Origin of the sequence: Pediococcus ethanolidurans, from assembly GCF_001437405.1 — a bacterium.
GTDB lineage: Bacteria > Bacillota > Bacilli > Lactobacillales > Lactobacillaceae > Pediococcus > Pediococcus ethanolidurans.
In genome coordinates this window covers 40650-59625 of the sequence record NZ_JQBY01000004.1, presented here as the reverse complement: position 1 = coordinate 59625, position 18976 = coordinate 40650, and the positions used below count along the sequence as shown (strand labels likewise).

Annotated in this window: 15 protein-coding genes; 10 read left to right on the top strand and 5 right to left on the bottom strand. The window is 37.4% G+C overall.

Translation table 11 applies throughout. The annotated features are described in order from the left end of the window. The first annotated feature begins 237 nt into the window (after positions 1-237). The 3 genes from IV87_RS02635 to IV87_RS02625 all read left to right on the top strand — a co-directional run bounded on the left by IV87_RS02635 (position 238) and on the right by IV87_RS02625 (position 4526). Entirely contained in the window at positions 238-3450 is a 3213-nt protein-coding gene (locus IV87_RS02635; RefSeq protein ID WP_057805357.1) for a YhgE/Pip family protein, read from the top strand. Between the two features lie 194 nt (positions 3451-3644). Next, complete coding sequence (locus IV87_RS02630; RefSeq protein WP_057805356.1) at positions 3645-4265, top strand: HAD family hydrolase; 621 nt, start codon at positions 3645-3647, stop codon at positions 4263-4265. A gap of 27 nt (positions 4266-4292) precedes the next feature. After that, entirely contained in the window at positions 4293-4526 is a 234-nt protein-coding gene (locus IV87_RS02625) for a helix-turn-helix domain-containing protein (RefSeq protein WP_057805355.1), read from the top strand. A 124-nt stretch (positions 4527-4650) separates the two neighbouring features. Here IV87_RS02625 and IV87_RS02620 read toward each other — a convergent pair whose 3' ends face one another. Further along, on the bottom strand, positions 4651-5178 hold the full coding sequence (locus tag IV87_RS02620; protein ID WP_057805354.1) for a sigma-70 family RNA polymerase sigma factor: 528 nt from the start codon (positions 5176-5178) through the stop codon (positions 4651-4653). Between the two features lie 944 nt (positions 5179-6122). On the opposite strand from IV87_RS02620, the gene IV87_RS02615 reads away from it, so the two are divergent. The 5 genes from IV87_RS02615 to apf (IV87_RS02595) all read left to right on the top strand — a co-directional run bounded on the left by IV87_RS02615 (position 6123) and on the right by apf (IV87_RS02595) (position 10760). Next, complete coding sequence (locus tag IV87_RS02615; protein ID WP_057805353.1) at positions 6123-7370, top strand: PTS sugar transporter subunit IIC; 1248 nt, start codon at positions 6123-6125, stop codon at positions 7368-7370. A 94-nt stretch (positions 7371-7464) separates the two neighbouring features. After that, the gene (locus IV87_RS02610) at positions 7465-7653 is read left to right on the top strand and encodes a hypothetical protein (RefSeq protein ID WP_057805352.1); all 189 of its coding nucleotides are present in this window, start codon (positions 7465-7467) and stop codon (positions 7651-7653) included. A gap of 23 nt (positions 7654-7676) precedes the next feature. Continuing rightward, positions 7677-8861 carry a GNAT family N-acetyltransferase gene (locus IV87_RS02605; protein ID WP_057805351.1) on the top strand — a complete coding sequence of 395 codons (1185 nt, stop codon included), beginning with the start codon at positions 7677-7679 and terminating at the stop codon, positions 8859-8861. Positions 8862-9126: 265 nt separating this feature from the next. After that, positions 9127-9786 (top strand): aggregation-promoting factor, encoded by a 660-nt coding sequence (gene apf / locus IV87_RS02600; RefSeq protein ID WP_057805350.1) that lies wholly within the window; start codon positions 9127-9129, stop codon positions 9784-9786. A gap of 302 nt (positions 9787-10088) precedes the next feature. Continuing rightward, positions 10089-10760: an aggregation-promoting factor gene (gene apf / locus IV87_RS02595; RefSeq protein ID WP_057805349.1), complete on the top strand. Its 672-nt coding sequence runs from the start codon at positions 10089-10091 to the stop codon at positions 10758-10760. A gap of 683 nt (positions 10761-11443) precedes the next feature. Here the strand turns inward: apf (IV87_RS02595) and IV87_RS02590 are convergent. After that, positions 11444-12901 (bottom strand): NCS2 family permease, encoded by a 1458-nt coding sequence (locus tag IV87_RS02590; protein ID WP_057805348.1) that lies wholly within the window; start codon positions 12899-12901, stop codon positions 11444-11446. A gap of 312 nt (positions 12902-13213) precedes the next feature. Here IV87_RS02590 and IV87_RS02585 point away from each other — a divergent pair, with 312 nt between their 5' ends. After that, on the top strand, positions 13214-14587 hold the full coding sequence (locus tag IV87_RS02585) for an MATE family efflux transporter (RefSeq protein WP_057805347.1): 1374 nt from the start codon (positions 13214-13216) through the stop codon (positions 14585-14587). 13 nt (positions 14588-14600) lie between these two features. Further along, positions 14601-14789 (top strand): hypothetical protein, encoded by a 189-nt coding sequence (locus IV87_RS02580; protein ID WP_057805346.1) that lies wholly within the window; start codon positions 14601-14603, stop codon positions 14787-14789. A gap of 98 nt (positions 14790-14887) precedes the next feature. Here IV87_RS02580 and IV87_RS02575 read toward each other — a convergent pair whose 3' ends face one another. From IV87_RS02575 to IV87_RS02565, 3 genes are all read right to left on the bottom strand, one after another. Continuing rightward, a complete protein-coding gene (locus tag IV87_RS02575; RefSeq protein WP_082623497.1) occupies positions 14888-15511 on the bottom strand; it encodes an ATP-binding cassette domain-containing protein in 624 nt (207 codons plus the stop codon). Between the two features lie 3 nt (positions 15512-15514). After that, entirely contained in the window at positions 15515-17500 is a 1986-nt protein-coding gene (locus IV87_RS02570) for a DUF1430 domain-containing protein (protein ID WP_057805345.1), read from the bottom strand. Positions 17501-17607: 107 nt separating this feature from the next. Further along, positions 17608-18810, bottom strand: a complete 1203-nt coding sequence (locus IV87_RS02565; protein ID WP_307724344.1) for an acetate/propionate family kinase — start codon at positions 18808-18810, stop codon at positions 17608-17610. Between the last annotated feature and the right edge of the window lie 166 nt (positions 18811-18976).

The following is an 18976-nucleotide window of genomic DNA, read 5'->3' as shown; positions in this document are numbered from 1 at the left end:
CGAAAAATTGCTTAAAACACCCATGAATAGTGAGTTTTATGGTGCTTTTACAAAATATTAACGAATAATTTTAAAAATAGTTTAAGGCCTTATCTAATTAGGGTTTTGAGCTATTTTTTTTGGTTTAAATTATTTTTTTGAAAAAAAGTTGCCTTTGACGGTTTCTTTAGCGAATATTAAAGTTTTTATTTGTAAGTGATTTTTGAATACGTGAATAACACAGGAGATGGCAAAGAGATGATTTTTAAGAATTGGAATCCGCGAACGAAACGATGGAGTTTTTTGATATTAGCCCTTTTAGTTCCAATTTTATTAACTGGTCTTATTTTCAGGTACATTAATTCTTCGCAGGAGGCACATACAACCAATACCAATGTGGCGGTTGTTAACAATGATAAATCGGCCAAGTTTCAAAATACCGATGTTAGTGCTGGAAAGCAAGTAATTCAGAATTTAAGTCATAACGATCAAGTTAAATGGCATTTTGTTTCAGCTGCAAAAGCAAAAAGAGAATTGAAAAATGGCCATTACTTAATGACCATTACGATTCCAAAGAACTTTTCGCAAAATATTACCACGGCTTTGGATAAGACGCCTAAAACCAGTAACTTAAAAATTAAGCTATCTAAACATAATAGTTATGTATCACAGGTAATTAATGAACAAGTTGCGAGTCAGGTAAAAAATGAAGTCGTATCTAGCGTTCAAAAATCATATGACAAAACGTTGCTTTCTTCAATTAACAAACTAGGAACTGGAATAAAAAGTGGTTCAAACGGTGTGAAGAAATTAAAGAACGGAGTGGTACAACTTAAGGATGGTAATGCCAAAGTTGATCGTAATTTGCACGTTTTAGCAACTAGCATGATCACTTTTGAGAGTGGGACCAAGCAATTAAGTGATGGCATTAATACTTATGCGGCAGGTGTGGATACCATGGCATCCGGTAGCAAGGCATTGGCAAGTGGCTTGAGTGAAATGAAATCTAAAACGGCTCCCCTGGCTAGTGGCGTTCAAAAATTAACAACTGGTGCTAGTCAGTTGAATACTGGTGTTCAAAGCTATACTGCGGGCGTGGCAAAGACGCAGTCCGGTGCTACTCAACTTAGCACGGGATTAGCCCAACTTTCTAGTAAAACGGCCGCTTTGCCTTTGGGTGTTTTGCGACTGTTTAATGGTTCTTCACAGGTCACGGCAGGGTTGAAAACTTTATCTGGTAAAACGGGTGAGTTGGCATCTGGTGTTGGTCAACTCAGTACGGGGTCAAAGAGCCTAACAAGTGGTATTAACTCTTATACCGATGGCGTAAGCTCACTAAATGGTGGTTTGAGCACTTTGAGTGCTAGCTCTGACACGCTAAATAATGGATCGACTTCGTTACTTAGCAGTGCAACCCAGTTATCAGCAGGTGTGAGTCAATTAAATTCGGCTGCAGATCAGGCAAATGAGCAGATTGCGGAGATGCAACAATTGTTAGAAACTGATTCAACTGCTATGGAGAGCTTGAAGGATGCGCCAACCACAATTGAAAGTGCACAACAATTACAGACTAAACTCCAGGCGTTGGCACCTGCTTTGAAACAACTTTCGAGTTTGAGCAGTGTGCTATCCGAATTAAGTGATGCACAAAGCAGTTTATCCGATGTTAACAGTGCCTTTTCCAGTTTGGATAGTGCTTCAAGTGCACTAACTGATGCAGCAACCAAAGCCAAAACTTCGGCAACGGATAGTCAAAAGGTAGCAACTCTTTTAAGCGATGTCGATACATCAAAATTGAGTGATACTGATAAAGCCAAGCTTACAGAAGCTAAAAGTTCTGCAGCTGATGGTGCCACAAATGCGGCCGCTTCTGCTAAAGAAATTGCGGCAACTGGCACTAGTTTACAAAGTTTAAGCAGTGCGAAAGAAAAAATTAGTGGATTAGCCACAACGTTAGGCAAGCTCAATATTGACAGTAGTACCACAACGGCACTCTCTAGCTTGAGCAGTGTGGTTAGTCAGGCTAATGATTTATTAGCTTCGCCACTGATGAGTGATACAACCGTTCAGACCTTGGAATCACTTGAAAAACAGTTACCAACGTTAAGTGATAACTTGAATGATTTTAAAGAATTTACAGCAGGTGTCAAACAGTTAAACAGCCAAGTTAATGGTGAAAATTCACTTGTCTCAGGTGTAACCACATACACAACTGGTGTTTCCAAGTACACTGCTGGGGTTAGTTCAGCCAGCCAGGGTGCTGCCCAACTTACCGCTAATAACAGTGAGTTAACTGCCGGAGCTACGCAACTGCAAACGGGGTTAGGTTCATTAAACAGCCAAGTACCAAGTTTGACGAGTGGGGTTACGAAACTCAGCAATGGTTCTAGTCAAGTGACAACCGGTCTTTCAAGTTTAAATAGTCAAGTTCCTAGTTTAATTAGCGGAGTTAGTCAATTAACTTCTGGTTCAAGCAAATTAACTACTGGATTGACAACTTTAAAAAATAATTCATCTAAACTGAATTCTGGTTCACAACAATTAAGTTCTGGTTTGCAAACATTGAATGGACAGGTTCCCACTTTAGTTAGTGGTGTTAATCAGTTATCAACAGGTGCAAATAAACTAGCCGCAGGTGGCACGAAGTTAACCAATGCTAGTTCGCAATTAACTAGCGGGGCTAGTCAGTTGGAATCTGGTGCTAAAGAAGGTAAATCAGGTGCTGATAAACTGGCAAGTGGTTCTGATCAGGTTCAAAGTGGGTTGAAAACAGCAACGGCAGGAATTGGTTTGTTAAACTCTAAGCTTCAAGATGGTGCTCAACAGGTTCAAAATGTGAATGCTGAACCTGAAAATGTTAACCATTTTGTTAATCCGGTTAACCAAGTTCAAACATTAGACTCGGTTGGTTCAGTGAAGAATATGTTTGCACCACTGGTTATTGCAATGATCTTATTCATTGCTGCTATTCTTAATCAGTTGGGACAATATGCGCGTCGAAAAGGTCATCGGCATAATGGCTTCGGTCTTTCAAATAATATGTTGCTTCTCCTAACGCTTCTTCAAGTAGTCGGTGTGCTTGCCTTTATTGCGATTGATGGAATTCAGGTTATTCATCCGGTTGAACTAGTGGTCGCAGCAACAGTCAGTGCCGTAAGCTTCACAGCACTGTGTGTCTTTATTGATTTATTGTTTGGCGCACCGGGAATTCTGTTCTCCTTAGTTTTGATGCTTGTTCAATTAGCGGGCGTCTTACTTCCGACTTCGATGCTGACCAATGTATATCAAGCAATCTCAGAGTTATTACCAGTCACTCACGCAATGAGCGCATTTAATTACGCAATTAATGGGGTTGGTAACGGCATGTTGTTGCAAAGCTTGATTGTGTTACTTTATCCAATTGTAATTGGTGCAATTTATTTTTTTGTTTCACCACAAACTAAATTTGGATTGAATCATGTAAAAGATTAATAAAACTAAAAAACTGGGGAAAGTTGAAATTGAGATAGCAGAGCTATTTTGATGGCTAACTTTCGCTAGTTTTTTTTAAAGATAGCGTAAATTTATAATAATAAGGGAAAATTTTAAAAATGCCATTGAGAGAAATCGCTTTCTTATGATATAATGCATTGTTTGTTTCATTAAAAAGAAGAGGGGGGCTAGATATGTATAAAGTTATTCTATTTGATGTGGATAATACACTATTGAGAACTGATAAGGCCGTGTGGGAGACCGAAAAAGCAGTTTTTGATCGTTTATCAATTCCGGTATCAAAGCAACAAGCACGGCAATTAATGGGCTTATCGGCGGTAGAAATTTTTAAAAAATTAGGTTCCCCCGATCCGAAACAAACGGTTCAAGAATATGGCAAAGAATTTCTTCGTCATCAGAATTTAGTAGAAGAGTTTTCTGGTGTGACGACCTTGTTTGAGGCGTTACAAAATTTAGCTGTAAGAATTGGTATTGTAACTTCAAAAACAAAATATGGTTGGCAGACACAGGTTGCTCAATACGAATTTACTAAATTTACAGATCAGGTTGTGGTTGCGGAGGATACTAAACAGCACAAACCACATCCTGAACCATTAATTGCAGGTATGAAAAAATTTCCACAGTTTACTAAAGATCAATTCTTGTATGTTGGGGATGCCCAGTATGATATGCAAGCAGCTCATGCGGCGGGTATTGATTTTGGGAATGCTAAATGGGGTGCAATCCCGAATGCGGATTTTAGCGACGCAGAGTATATTTTTGAGGAACCGTTAGATCTATTAAAAATTTTATAAAATAGTTAGTTAAATGGAGGAGCAACGATGGATAAGCAAGTAATGACAAGTGAAGAAGGAATTAAGGTTCAAGTAGCTAAGGAGTTAGTGCAATTTCGAATTCGAAATGGATTTACACAAACACAATTAGCAGAAAAGGCTGGTAAACGACAATCACAAATTGCCCGAATGGAAAGTGGCCGTGCCAATGTTTCCTTTAAAACGTTGGACGAAATTGTCAGTCGTGCTGGCGGAAAAATTGCCATTAAAATTGAAGATTAAAAATAACAATTTCATTTTTTAAAAATAAAAAGGCAAGGTAGAGAAAAAATTCTCGTACCTTGCCTTTTTTGCTGTGTCAAATTGGTTAAGATCAGTAACTAAAGTTGCTTTTATATTTTTTCTTTCAGTAAATTAACGTTAGGACTTTGTTACCGACATTCCTTCGCCAGTTGGAAACGCACTGTCTTGTGACGTGATGTTTTTTTGCAATCTCAGCACCGGTCAACTGGTGAACATAGCAATCCAGTAAAAATAACCGCTCTGCGTTTGTACAAATACTATACAATCGATGAAACAGTTGATCAGAATAAATCGATTCGTAGCCCTCCTCTAGTGAAGTTTGTTGCAAATTTAAAAGTTCCTGGTCAGTTTGAGTCTTTTCTATGAGTTTATTTGAATGCCTAATTAAATCAAGCAGACGCCAGTAAACAGCTTGGTAGGCAAAGACACGAAACTTTTCCGGATTTTCACTCACATCGTTAGGATACCTAACGTATGCTTTTACAAAGGTGAGTGCGCCTTCTTGAATAAAGTCATCGTAATTTGCATGAAATGGTGAGAGATGTAGTCTTTTAGCAGCTCCATAAATAATCTTTTCGTTGTTGTCAGAATATAAGAAATTAAACCCGTCTTTTATTAGTTGTTCTTCCAATTCTTGAATCTCCTTATAAATAAAGATCCAAGGGCCCTTGGTCATTAACTAGAATATAAAAAAATTAATTGACAGAAAACTGGATAAATTGCGTATTCAATTAGAAACGAAAAAGTGCAATCGATTCAAGCTAAAGGTGAGTTTAAAGGGAAAAACTATAAGTTGAAATCAAAAAAAATATCTCGTTACCTGATACAAAAGCGGTCATAGTAACAAAATTAGATTAAAATGCCGTCTTCCAGCAAATTTGGGCTGGAACGTAGTGCGAGTTCTTGCGGCTGATTTTTGCCACAAGAATCGACATCGTACGGAGTATCAAGATTTTCGGAACGAAAATCATTCTTCTAAACGTAGTAGTGGGCACGACTTAGAGCCGAAATACACGTCTCTAAGCTCGGCCTTTATCTAAGCGAAACCCGCTAAGATAAATGTCACTACTGAGCCCATTTGCTTCCAGACTAAGTCGTGCAATCAACACGTCAATATAAAAGTTATTATATCAGTGTTATTGAACATTATTGAAACATCAAACGATCTTAGTCCGGAGGCGATTGGTCTCAGGGGTGAAATTATTCTTAGTAATTTATTACTTAGAATAAGGTCGAGTTTGAAGACAAGTGTATTTCTTGGCTTCAAATCGTGCCCACCCCGTTCCAGACCGAGTGAGCCGCAGGACGGCAGTTAAACTATTTTTTACAGGCTACGTCGTTTAACAGCAGTTATTGAAATGACTTTGATACTATCAATCTTTAGTTGGGAAACCAAAGAGAAAATGAAAATCATTAAAGGTATATACCTTTAGCAAAACAGGAACAAATTAATAAATGCACAGCAACGATTAGTAATATTACATAAATTTAAACAAAATTATTATGAAAGGGTTTACATTATGGTTTTTAAATCTTATACTGAGTTTGTAATTAAATTGTGGGAGGGTGATTATCTTGAAGAACTTCATGAATTGGATTCAAAACGTGTTAATGCCACCTTTAGCAAAGGCTGGTAACAACAAATATCTGGTTGCGGTTCGTAACGGGTTAGTTATGACACTACCAGCGGTAATTAGTGGATCAGTATTTTTGATTATTGGCAATATTCCAATACCTGCATGGACAGCTTTTATGAAACCTTATATGTCTGCCATCAGTGTTGCGGTCAACGGGTCATTTGGTATTATTTCACTTCTATCAGCGATTGGCATTGGTTATGAGCTTGCTAAGAACTTAGATTTGGATGCCATTAACGGAGCCGGACTTTCAACGATGGCCTTTGTTATTGTTTCGTTTAATGATAAAAACGTCTTGGACACAGCTAATTTTGCTTCGTCAGGATTGTTTACGGCAATTGTTTGTGCCTTTGTTTCCGTACTTATTCTAAATTTCTTTGTTAAACGTAATCTGGTAATTAAATTGCCAGATGGGGTACCAACGGCGGTTAATCATTCGTTTGTTTCGTTAGTACCTGGATTTGTGATTTTGCTCTTATTCTGGACAGTTCGTGTACCACTTCATTTTGATATCAATGTATTTATTCAAGATATTTTCCATCCATTATTATTTGCGATGAATAGTTTGCCAGGAATCATGTTCTATACATTATTAGTTAGTTTACTCTGGGTAGGCGGAATTCATGGTGATATGACACTTGAAGGAATTGCGGATCCAATTTTTCTTCAGTTTTTGACAGCAAACGCAACTGCTTGGTCTCATCATCAAGCAATTCCTTATTTCACTTCAACTGGATTTTCAAGTTTGTTTGTTAATGTTGGTGGTACAGGAGCAACGATTATGTTGGTCTTCTGGATGCTTTCATCTAAGAGTAAAACGTATCGTGAATTAGGGAAAGTAGCTTTTCCAAGTGCCTTGTTTGAAATTAATGAACCAGTTATCTTCGGATTCCCAGTTGTTATGAATCCAATTACCTTGATTCCATTTGTTGTCTTGCCTCAGATTTTGGTCGTTGGTACTTATGCATTAATGGCCTTACATTTGTTAAGACCCGCAGTGACAATGGTGCCTTGGACAATGCCACCAATTATCGGCCCATTAATGGCTACAGGTTGGGATTGGCGCGCAGGCGTTTGGTCAGCAGTTGAATTAGTAATTGCGGCCGCAGCATACTACCCATTCTTCAAAGTAGCTGAAAAACAAATGGTCGAAAAAGAAACTTTGAGTGACGCTAAGGCAAACTAGTTTTAGAAATAAGGCTTGTTTGATAACCTGATACGGATTTTAAAGTTTTTCTGAATTGTGAAATCAACTGACTTATAATATAGAAGGAAAAAATATGAAACCACAAAAAATCATTTTATTAGGAATTATTGGTGCCTTCATTATTGGGACGTTGGCATTGATAACTACAATTATCAAAGTAAAATTTGGTTCTGCACAAACATTGGTTGATATTGTGGGGATTATCATGTTTACCGGTTTTGGTTTATACGTAGCTAAATTACGGGATAAAGCGAAAAAATAAACGTAGGCGGAGGTGTCATCACATTGAGTGAAATTGTCAAACTCACGAGCAAGGATTTAGATGAGTTTTATCATCTATATTTATACGCATTTAATAATCAAGATAGTGAAGAACGACGTGCATTTTTTAATGATCGCTATCAGCATTCACAGGTTTATGGGCTTTTACATGGTGACAAACTGAGTAGTGGAATGCTGAGTATTCCGTTTAAAGTCAATTTTCATGGGGTCATTTATAAGATGAACGGAATTGGGGATGTCATGAGCTATCCGGAGTTTGGGGGCCATGGTGCAATTACCGCTCTAATGCGACAGGCCTTTTCTGATATGCGACGTGATGGCGTGGCTTTGTCTTATCTAGCGCCTTTTTCATACGAGTTTTACCGCCGTTTTGGGTACGAGGAAGTGTTTGATCGCGCGGTCTATAAAATTAAGAATACGGATCTACCACGGGTAAAAATAGCGGAAGAACGCGGACAATTTTTGCGATTACCACTCAATGAGGCGGTTTCTTTAATCGATGAAGTTTATGAAAATAATGAACAGAGTCGTAATGGTGGTGTGCACCGTGATGATTGGTGGTGGCATTATTTAGGGCTTAAGCATCCCGCTTGGCAAGTTGGCGTATATTTAGAAGATGGTAAAAATGCGTCTGGATATGTCATTTACGAAGCAGCCGGCGATACCTTCAAAATTCAAGAAATTATGTATACCAACCAAATAAGCTATCAGTATCTTCAGCGATTTATCTGTCAGCATGAGTCTATGTTTGCGAGATTTGAGTATGCCTCTGGAGATCCGAAAGGCTACCCAGATGTAATGGCTAATCCGTATGTTGTTAGTGTGAATATTCAACCATATATGATGGCACGCATAATTAATCTTCAAAAGTTTATGAATGATTATCCATTTATTCAAAAAGTTAAGTCGTTGCGGTTGGGTGTTAAAGATAGTCTGATTCCACAAAATAACGGCATTTGGCGATTAAAAGTTAATGTCAATGGGACAAGTTTTGAAAAAATCAGTAAAAACGAACAAAACTTAGCTGACATTCATTTAGACATTCAAAATTTAACGAAAGCATTTATGGGTTATCGTCAGTTAGCGTATTTGAAACAGGTAGGAAAAATAACAGGAAATATCGAATCAATTCGTAATTTAGACCTTGCTTTGCGAAACGAATCACCCATGCTTTGGGACTATTTCTAGATAAAATATAACAAAATAGTGATTAAAAACCAGTAATTTCAAAAAAATTACTGGTTTTTTTGTGTTTTTAAAACAGATTTTGTCATTTTTATAATTTGATAACCATGGGGTTTAGAGACATTTTTTTAATCCACAGTTACAGAACATTGCAAAAAGGCCGTAAATAGATATCTTTTTGACATCTGTTTGTAAAAAAGAGGGGGTAACATAATGCACATAAATTAAATAACAAACGAAAACACAACTACTAAGGAGAAATTCATACATGACATTAAGAAGCAAAATTACAAAATTTTCAGTAGCATTATTATCAACAGTTTCATTAGGTTCAGTTATTTTAACAACAGCTGCAAGTGCCGATGAAGTTTATACAGTTAAATCTGGTGACACACTTTCAGGTATTGAATATAATTTGAACAAAGATACTAACTATTCAAAATTAGCTAAAGCTAACAAAATTTCAAACGTTAACTTGATCTATGTTGGTCAAAAGCTATTGATCAAGAGTGATGGCGAAATCAAGACGGCAACTAAGAGCGAAGTTAAGAGCACTCCAGCTGTTAAGAATATTGCTTCAACAACTAAATCAAGTTCTTCAACTTCTAGTTCAAGTGCATCAACAAGCAACCAAAGCTCAACTTCAAGAAGTTCAAGCAATACATCTGCAACAACTAGCACTACATCCACTTCATCAACAAGTAGTAGTGAAGCAGCTGCAAAGGCATGGATTGCTAACAAAGAATCTGGTGGCTCATACACAGCTACAAATGGTAATTACATTGGTAAGTATCAATTGAGTTCATCATACTTAAATGGTGACTACTCAGCTGCTAACCAAGAAAAGGTTGCTAACTCATATGTATCATCACGTTATGGTTCATGGACAGCTGCCAAAGCATTCTGGGTTGCAAACGGCTGGTACTAAAATAAAATAATTAAAATTCACAACAATTCTAAGCTGAAACTGACTTAGAATTGTTTTTTTGTGCGTTATTAAATTTTAAGAAAGATGACCTGATGACTACATCTAATGATTCACTTAAGTAGGAGGTAATAACACAAAACGAGAATTATTAAGTAAAACGCTTAACATTTTAGAGAGATTACAAAATATTACAAAAAGGATAAAACTGATATCTTAGCGAAACTTGTTTGATAACTTGAGTCTGTATCATTGTGCTCGTTGGTTAATAAAAAGGCATAAACAAAGAGGAGAGTTTTATTTATATGAAGTTAAACAAATTTACCAAGTTTTCAGTAGCATTCTTATCAACCATTACATTAGGAACAATTGCATGGACAACTGCTGCTAGTGCTGATGAAACATACACAGTTAAATCTGGAGATACACTTTCATCAATCGAGTATAATTTTAAACATGATACAAACTATCAACAATTAGCTAAAGCAAACAATATTGCAAATGCAAATGTGATCTATGTAGGTCAACAATTAGTAATTGATACTGACAGCACAACAAGTCAAACAACATCTACACAACAGTCACAAGCTACTCAATCAACTAACACTGCTAACACAGCAAGTAGCACACAGAGTAAGCAAAATACACAGTCAACTCAAAATAGTTCAGCTTATAGCAAGCAAAGTACACAAAGTACTACTAAGAGTCAATCAACCAACACCAATACTACAAGCTCAACTAGCACAACAAGTGGTAGTGATGCATCTGCTAAAGCATGGATTGCAAACAAAGAATCAAGTGGTTCATATACAGCAAGAAATGGTCAATACATTGGTAAGTATCAATTGAGCTCATCATACTTAAATGGTGACTACTCAGCTGCTAACCAAGAAAAGGTTGCTAACTCTTACGTAAGTTCCCGTTATGGCTCATGGACAGCTGCTAAGGCGTTCTGGCAAGCAAACGGTTGGTACTAAACTACTTAGTGTTTAAAGATTAAAAATGTCGTTCAACAAACTTGGAGTTTGTCTCCAAGATGTTGAACGATATTTTTTTGTTATTACGGCTTTACTTTGCTTTTTTTTAGGACAGCTGCTTGAAGCAGTCCCATTCATATAAATACACCTAGCGCAGGATTTCATCCCGCTGACGGTGCACTTATATGAATGGGACTAATCGCTTCACTCCGCTCACTTTTTAGGACAGCTACGTGAAGCAGTTCAAGTCATATAAGCACACCTAACGCAGGATTTTATCCCGCTGACGGTGCACTTATATGACTAGAACTAAACGCTTCACTTCGCTCACTTATTTAGGACAGCTGCGTGAAGCAACAACAGAGAAATAAGCCTGACTAAACGCCCGATCACGATCGTTCGCCCGTCAGTCTTATTTCTCTGTTATTAGCGCTTCACTCCGCTCACTATTCTAGGACAGTTCCGTGAAGCAGTCCAAGTCATATAAATACACCTAGCGCAGGATTTCATCCCGCTGACGGTGCATTTATATGACTTGAACTAAACGCTTCACTCTACTCACTTATTTTAGGACAGCTACGTGAAGCAATAACAGAAAAATAAGCCCGACTAAACGTCCGATCACGATCGTCCGCCCGTCAGTCTTATTTTTCTGTTATTAGCGCTTCATTCCGCTCACTTATTTATGCAATCGCCAGCACCGTGAAGTTCAAAACGAACAACGCCGAGACAATCCAAATCAATGGATGCACTTCCTTTGCCTCTCCCGTCACCGTTTTTACAATACAATAGAAAATAAATCCAGCCGCAATACCATACGTGATATTGTAACTAAAAGCCATAAAAATCGACGCCATAAACGCCGGCACCGCCTCATTAAAGTTCGACCAGTTAATTTTCTGGAAAGAACTCATCATCATAATACCCACAATAATCAAGGCCGGCGCAATCGCCGCATCAGGAATCACCGAAAGTAATGGTGAAGCAAAACTACTAAGCAAAAAGAGAATTGCAACTACGACACTTGTTAAACCCGTTCGACCACCAGCACCAATTCCGGCCGAACTTTCCACATAGGTTGTTATGTTTGATGTTCCGAAGATTGAACCAACACCGGTTGCAATTGAATCTGCAAACAATGCACGATCCAGTTTAGAAGAAAGACCAGCATTATTTTCCAAATCTTTTTCGTCTTCAGCGGAGAAAATTCCGGTTCTTCGGCCAGTACCAATGAAAGTCCCAAGAGAATCGAAAATATCTGATAAACTAAATGAAAGAATGGTCATAAAGACTAAAATTAAACGATGCCCACTTGTAAATAGGGATCCCATACCTTGTGCGGAGAAGGCAGCCAAGAAGGTTGTCTTAAGAGCACCAATAGAATTGATTAAGGAATTAGCCGCAGAGATATGCAAATCAGTAACGCCCATGGGAATTCCGATTAAGGTTGTCACAACAATACCAATTAAAATACTTGCAGGAACTTTTTTGATTTGAAGAATTACCGTTAAAACAATACCGATTAGGGCTAGAACAACACTAGGATTATTGAAAGTGGTTAATGATGGCGTAATTCCACCGCCGGTAACAACACTTGTCACACCGTGTGTAAAATGGGTAACCGCAGTGTTATAAGCTTGATTGTTAATAGAAACAATGCTACTTGAGTCACTTGAGAATTGTAGCAAATTAGCATTTTTTAACCCCAAGTAAGCAATGAAAACACCAATACCACCACTAATGGCTAGTTGAATTGTTTCGGGAATGGCCGTGATCAGCATTTTCCGAATTTTAGTGATGGTAATGATAATGTTAATCACGCCGCAGAAGAATACTAAAGCAAGTCCTTCTTGCCAGGTAAAGCCCAGTGACATGACAACTGTATATGTAAAGAAGGCCTGTAAACCAACCCCAGGGGCCAACGCGTAAGGAACATTGGCGAAAAGACCCATAACTAACGTTCCAGTAACTGAGGCAATAATCATAGCTAAGAAAACCGCTTGAGCCGGCATCCCGGTTTGACTAAGAATTTCCGGGTTTAAAAATAAAATATAAGACATGGCGAAAAAAGTAGTGATACCAGCAACAACTTCGGTAGAAACTTTAGTACCGTTTTTCTCTAAATCAAAAAACTTTGACATGAAATTTCCTCTTTTCTTATGATGTATATTTATAATAAACGTTTTTAAAAGAAAATTCTAGCCTAAATACGTAAAATATACGAATTAGTTTTATTATAGTTCGTGTTTTACGATTGATGATGAATTAAAATTATATTTATATAATTTAGTTCAATGAAAACAAGAATAAGCGTTAAAGGACGTCTCTTGGATTACAAACAAAGTCAATTTTTTTCGTTGTAATTTGAGTCAAACAAGTTATAGTATAGAACTAAACTGTAAATCGAAGAAACCGGTTTCGATGTAGAAATAACGGTAGAGGAGGTGCATGCAATGGACAATTCGCTCATTAAGGGCAGTCCGATTAAAGGGATTATCTTTTTTAGTATTCCATTATTTTTAGGAAATATTTTTCAACAAATTTATACCATGTCTGATACGTTAATTGTGGGTCGCGCGGTCGGTGTAAATGCCTTAGCAGCTGTTGGTGCAACTGGTGGACTTAGTTTCTTGATTATTGGATTCGCTCAAGGAATGACAACTGGTCTTTCAATTGTGACAGCTCAAGATTATGGAAATGGTAATCTTAGGGGTGTTAAGCAGAGTTTCGCTAATAGTATTTGGATTTGTGCGGGGATGAGTATTATTTTAACCGTGATTAGTGTGAGTCTGGCTCGACCTCTACTGCAAATTATGCAAACTCCCGCAGTGTTACTGAATGGTGCGGAAACATTTATTAGTATTTTATTTGCGGGTGTCACGGTTACCATGTTTTTTAATTTATTTTCAAATATGTTACGCGCACTGGGGAATAGTCGAACGCCACTGATATTTTTAATCATTGCAGCCGTTTTAAATGTTGTTTTAGATGTTGTTTTGATTATTGGGTTGCATTTGGGGATTGCCGGTGCCGGAATTGCGACAGTTGTGGCACAACTAGTTTCTTGTATTATGTGTATTTGGTACATTAAACGCCGTATTCCCGAACTAGATGTATCACGTGAAGATATGAAAATGGATCGAGATATTATCAAACAAGAGCTTAAAATTGGATTGCCGATGGGATTCCAAGCGTCAATTATTGCAATTGGATCCATTATCCTACAGGTTTCATTAAATGAACTGGGACCACAATCAATTGCGGCATACACGGCGGCTGGTAAAGTAGATCAACTAGCCACACAACCAATGGTGTCATTGGGAATTACGATGGCAACTTTTACTGCACAAAATTTTGGTGCCAAAAATTATGATCGAATTTTAGTTGGTATTCGGCAATGTTTGACTGTCACCGTCATTTATAGTGTCATCATTGCGGCAGTTATTATTTTAAATAGTCATGCCTTAGTAAATCTTTTTATCGGAAACTCGGAACCCCATGTTACGCAGTTGGCTCAGACCTATTTCTGGGTGGTCAGTACGAGTTATTTCCTGCTATCAATTTTGTTTGTTGTGCGGTATGCTTTGCAAGGACTTGGGCAAAGCTTTGCACCGACAATGGCAGGTGTGGCCGAACTTATTTCCCGAATTTTTATTGGGGCTGTCATGGTACCGATGTTTGGGTTCATTAGTGCTTGTTTTGCAAGCCCGTTAGCCTGGTTGGCATCTAATGCCGTTTTGATCGTTTCATTCTTGCGAACTATTCGTAATTTACGTGGTGCAAGTGGATTAAAACGCGAAATACCAATTCCAGAGAAAAAAGATTAAGTAGGAGAGTAAGATGAAATTTTCAACTATCATTCTGTTAGTTTTAGATGCTTTGATCGTTCTTGGTTTACTTGGTGTAGTGATCAATCAAATTCGTGCAGGCAGTTTTTCAGATAAATTCTGGATTGGTATTGCAGGGATGTTAGCGTTTGGTTATTGTGGCTGGTATTTGTTTAAATATACTGGGAAAAAGCAAAAATAAAAAAACGATATTATGCGTATACTAAAATCTGTCAAATTAACAGACATTAGTAAATTAACATAATATCGTTTTTTTATGGGATTGGGACATTAAATTTGTTATTTGAAGGCTGTAATATCTACACATTTATCAACAGCTGCTTTCACCTTATCATCATGAGTGGCGATAATGACAATTTTGCCTGAATTAGTCATCGTTCGTAAACTATCAAGCACTAATTGGCCATTTGCATGATCCAAGGCGCCCGTGGGTTCATCTGCCAGTACAATTAAAGGATCTTGTAAACTCAAACGTGCTAAGGCAACTCGCTGTGCTTCTCCACCAGATAATGTAAATATTTTACGCGTTAAATAGGTATCATCTAAACCATACTTAGCCAAATGGTCCCGTAATTCAGCGGTTCGGTAATGTTTCACAATATTAAGATTTTGGGCAACCGTTTCTTCATCAACCAGGGCATAATTCTGAAACAAATACCCGATAAATTGACGAAAATATTTTAAACTCGGAATAGTTGTGATATCTGTGCCCGCGAAACTAATTGAACCAGCGGTTAACTTTTCTAACCGCCCAATGCTATTTAACAGAGTAGTTTTTCCACTCCCAGATGGGCCGACAAGTGCGTACATTTTTCCGGATTCAAATTGATAGTCGACATTTTTGAACACATGATACTGATCAAAGCTTTTGCTACATTCGGTAAGTTTTAAATAACTGGTCATGATTTATTCCCCCTTGATTGCTTTATTAATATTCAAATAGTGGTTCTGAATGCTCAATATCAGCAGTTCACCAACATTGGATAATCCTAGTAACAGGATCGTAACCATCATATTTTTAGTAATTACCCACACAATGCAGGCTTCAAAAAGACTTAGTATTAGATTCAAACTGATGAATTTACCAAAAATACTAATGAAGTGACTTCCTAATAATCGTTTAATGGCAATCTTCTTACGATTATTATTAAAATAAATACTGTTAAACGAGATGTTTTCAATGATAATGATTGTTAAGGTAATGACCAGCACAGCTATTGAAATTTCCAGCTTGCGACGAACTAACGTCAATTGTTTCATCGCATAACTTTTGGTATCCACAATCCCGCCAATATAGCGGGACATTCCCGATTTTTGAATAGCTTTGCGCATCACTGAAACATTGGAACTAAGAAAGGCTTCATTGGAAAGATAACTGGACCAAATACTATTTGCGTCCGTATTATTCTTACTGATGCCACCTAAAGACTCGTTTGTTAAAACAAGCACAACTGGAGAATTGACATAACCATCGTAGTACCCCAAGTCCAGTGCATCCGCACTATAGGTAAACGAACGTTGTGAATTCTTGATCTTAATTGCTTTGATTGTCAGTTTCTTTCCAGTTTTGTGCTCGGCACTGTTTAGCCACAAATCACTGCGATATTCTCGTAAGATCTGACTACGATTGGCATACTGGGCTTCCGGAATTAGGACATAAGTTGTCCTGGTTTTATTTGGGATACGAACCCGCTTACCATCAGAAGCTAGAACCGAATTTGTTTTTAAATAACTGGGATTTACAGTCAAAACATGACCGTTGGAAGAGTTCATGATGTCTGCTTTACCAGTGCCCCAGCCCTGATAATTAGCAAGCATCCCACCGTGATTCTCAAGATAATGGAATAAGACGGTAGATCCATGATTAATGAGTTTATCTTCTTTACTTGTCGTATCAATCGGAGAAAGATTGACGGTATAGTAAGTCTTACCATGTGTCCAAACAGATAATTGGTTGCTTAATTGTTGATTTTGTTTTAACGTTCCCAGTAAAGTCACGAAAGTCAAACAAGCAAAGATTTCTACGACAATTTTAATGATCATATTAATATAGAAGGCAAGTTTGTTTTTAACATTACCTTTAATAGCACCAATAATGGTTCGTTCAGAATGGGAGTGAGCTCTTAAAATAGCGGCTACTCCGGTTACCAAAATAACTATCAAGTATAATAACAACGCAAAATAAGCCACGATTTGATAACAATTCATGAACTTACTTATCCACATATAAAGCGTCAATAGAACAATACCAAGTAAGTAGCTACTTAAGAAATAACCCTGATCATCTACAAAAGTATCAAAAGCATCATCAAAATTCGACATACCCAATAAATTACGAATATTGGCTTTTTTTAAATTATGTAAATTAGCTAAAATAATAACGATTCCCATTACTAAAAAGGCCAATATTAGAATACTAGATATTTGATTGGTATTCAGGAAATTCGAAATTCCCCAATTCCAACTCTCATTTATTGATGAGTATTGAATTCTATTACGCTTAAACATTCGTTGAATGGATTTCTGACTCACATTCCCAACAAAATAAAGTGGATATCTTATGTCGCTGGTTTGCATTTCTTGTTTTGATGCCAGCGATTCTTTAGGTACTTTTGCATCCCCAAAAACGTACATTTTAGTTTGTGTATCGCCAGTATCATTTACAGTTTGAGCATTGAATACCTTTATTGCTGAAACATGGTGTCGCTTTGTGTAATTTGTGATCGCGCTATTAAATCTTTTACTATCGATACCGCCGCGCATACCATTGATTTCATAGGCAGTACGACTTGATTCAATATAAGTTGGCGCGATAGACCGAACAAAAGCAAAGAGCACGATTAAACAGATAACACTGACCATTCTAATTGTGATCCGTCTAATTTTATTCACTTTAGTTACTCCCCCCCGAAATAAGTGATCGTTATGAATGAATTAATAAAAAAACTGAGTTTCAAAAATTTCTTTATTCTTGAATCTCAGTTTTAATTTAGATTGTTTTATCTTTCAGTAGTTAATTTTTTAACAGCTTTAGCAATTGCCAACTCTTCGTTAGTTGGGATCATTAAAACTTTGACCGTGGAATCTTCAGAACTAATTACCCGAGGCCCCTTACCGTTGTTATTGCTTTCCTCATCTAACTTTATGCCTAAAACTGCTAGTCGATCGACAATATCGGTTCGTAACGAAGCCTGATGTTCCCCAATGCCTGCAGTAAATGTAATCACATCTAAACCACCAAGTTCTGTAAAGTAGCCGCCGATATATTTAACGGCAGAATTGATAAACATCTCATAGGCCAATTTAGCACGTGCATTAGTTGGTGCATTGGAAACGATGTCGCGCATATCAGCTGAAATTCCGGAAACACCTAACAATCCAGATTTTTCGTTGAAGATATTAATGATTTGATTGGCATCTAAATGCAACTCGTCCATTAAGAAAGGAACCACAGCAGGATCAACAGTTCCGGAACGCGTACCCATTGGCAAGCCTTCAAGGGGTGTAAAGCCCATAGATGTATCAAATGGTTTACCTTTTTCACTAGCGGTGATGGATGCACCGCCGCCTAAATGAAGAGTGACCAGTTTCAAATCATGATAATCTTTTTTGAGAAAGTTAGCTGTTTCATGCAGAATATATTCATGACTGATGCCGTGTTCACCATATTTACGAATTTGATACTTTTTTGAATAGTCGTAAGGAATGGCATATAGTGCATTTTGTTCCGGCATATCCAAGTAAAATTTACTATCAAAAACAGCAATTTGCGGCGTTGATTTTGGTAAAACCTTCATGAGGGTTTCAATACATTCCACCTGAACGGGATTATGCAAAGGGGCGTATTTATTTAAAGCTTTTAATTGGCTTAAATTTTTTTCGGTAATCTGGGTTGGTTGCGTAAAAGTTGTTGCACCAGCAACCACTCGGTGACCAACGGCAGCAATTTCGTCAACATCCTGAATTAAATGAAGATGTTTTAGTTGATCAAAAAGTAATTCGACTCCCTGTTGATAAGTCAAATTAGCAATTTGTTCTGTAAATGCTTCACCGTTGCGAACAATGGTAAAGATGGCTTCAGGTGTTTTCATTCGTTCCATGACACCTTTATTAATGAGAGAAAGATCATCAATTCCAAAAAGCTGCCATTTCAAGGAAGAACTTCCGGCATTGAGAACTAAAATTTTTTTCAAAATACGCACACTCCTAGTTATTTTTCGTATTAAAGATTTTGCTTAAACTGGTTATTATAACTTCAATAAAAAGTGTAGCACAGTTTCGACCCTGATAAATAGTAATAGTAGGAAAGAAACTTAAAGTAAAGGGTTTCAAAAAATAACTAGGTTTAGTAAGGGCTTACTTGTTATA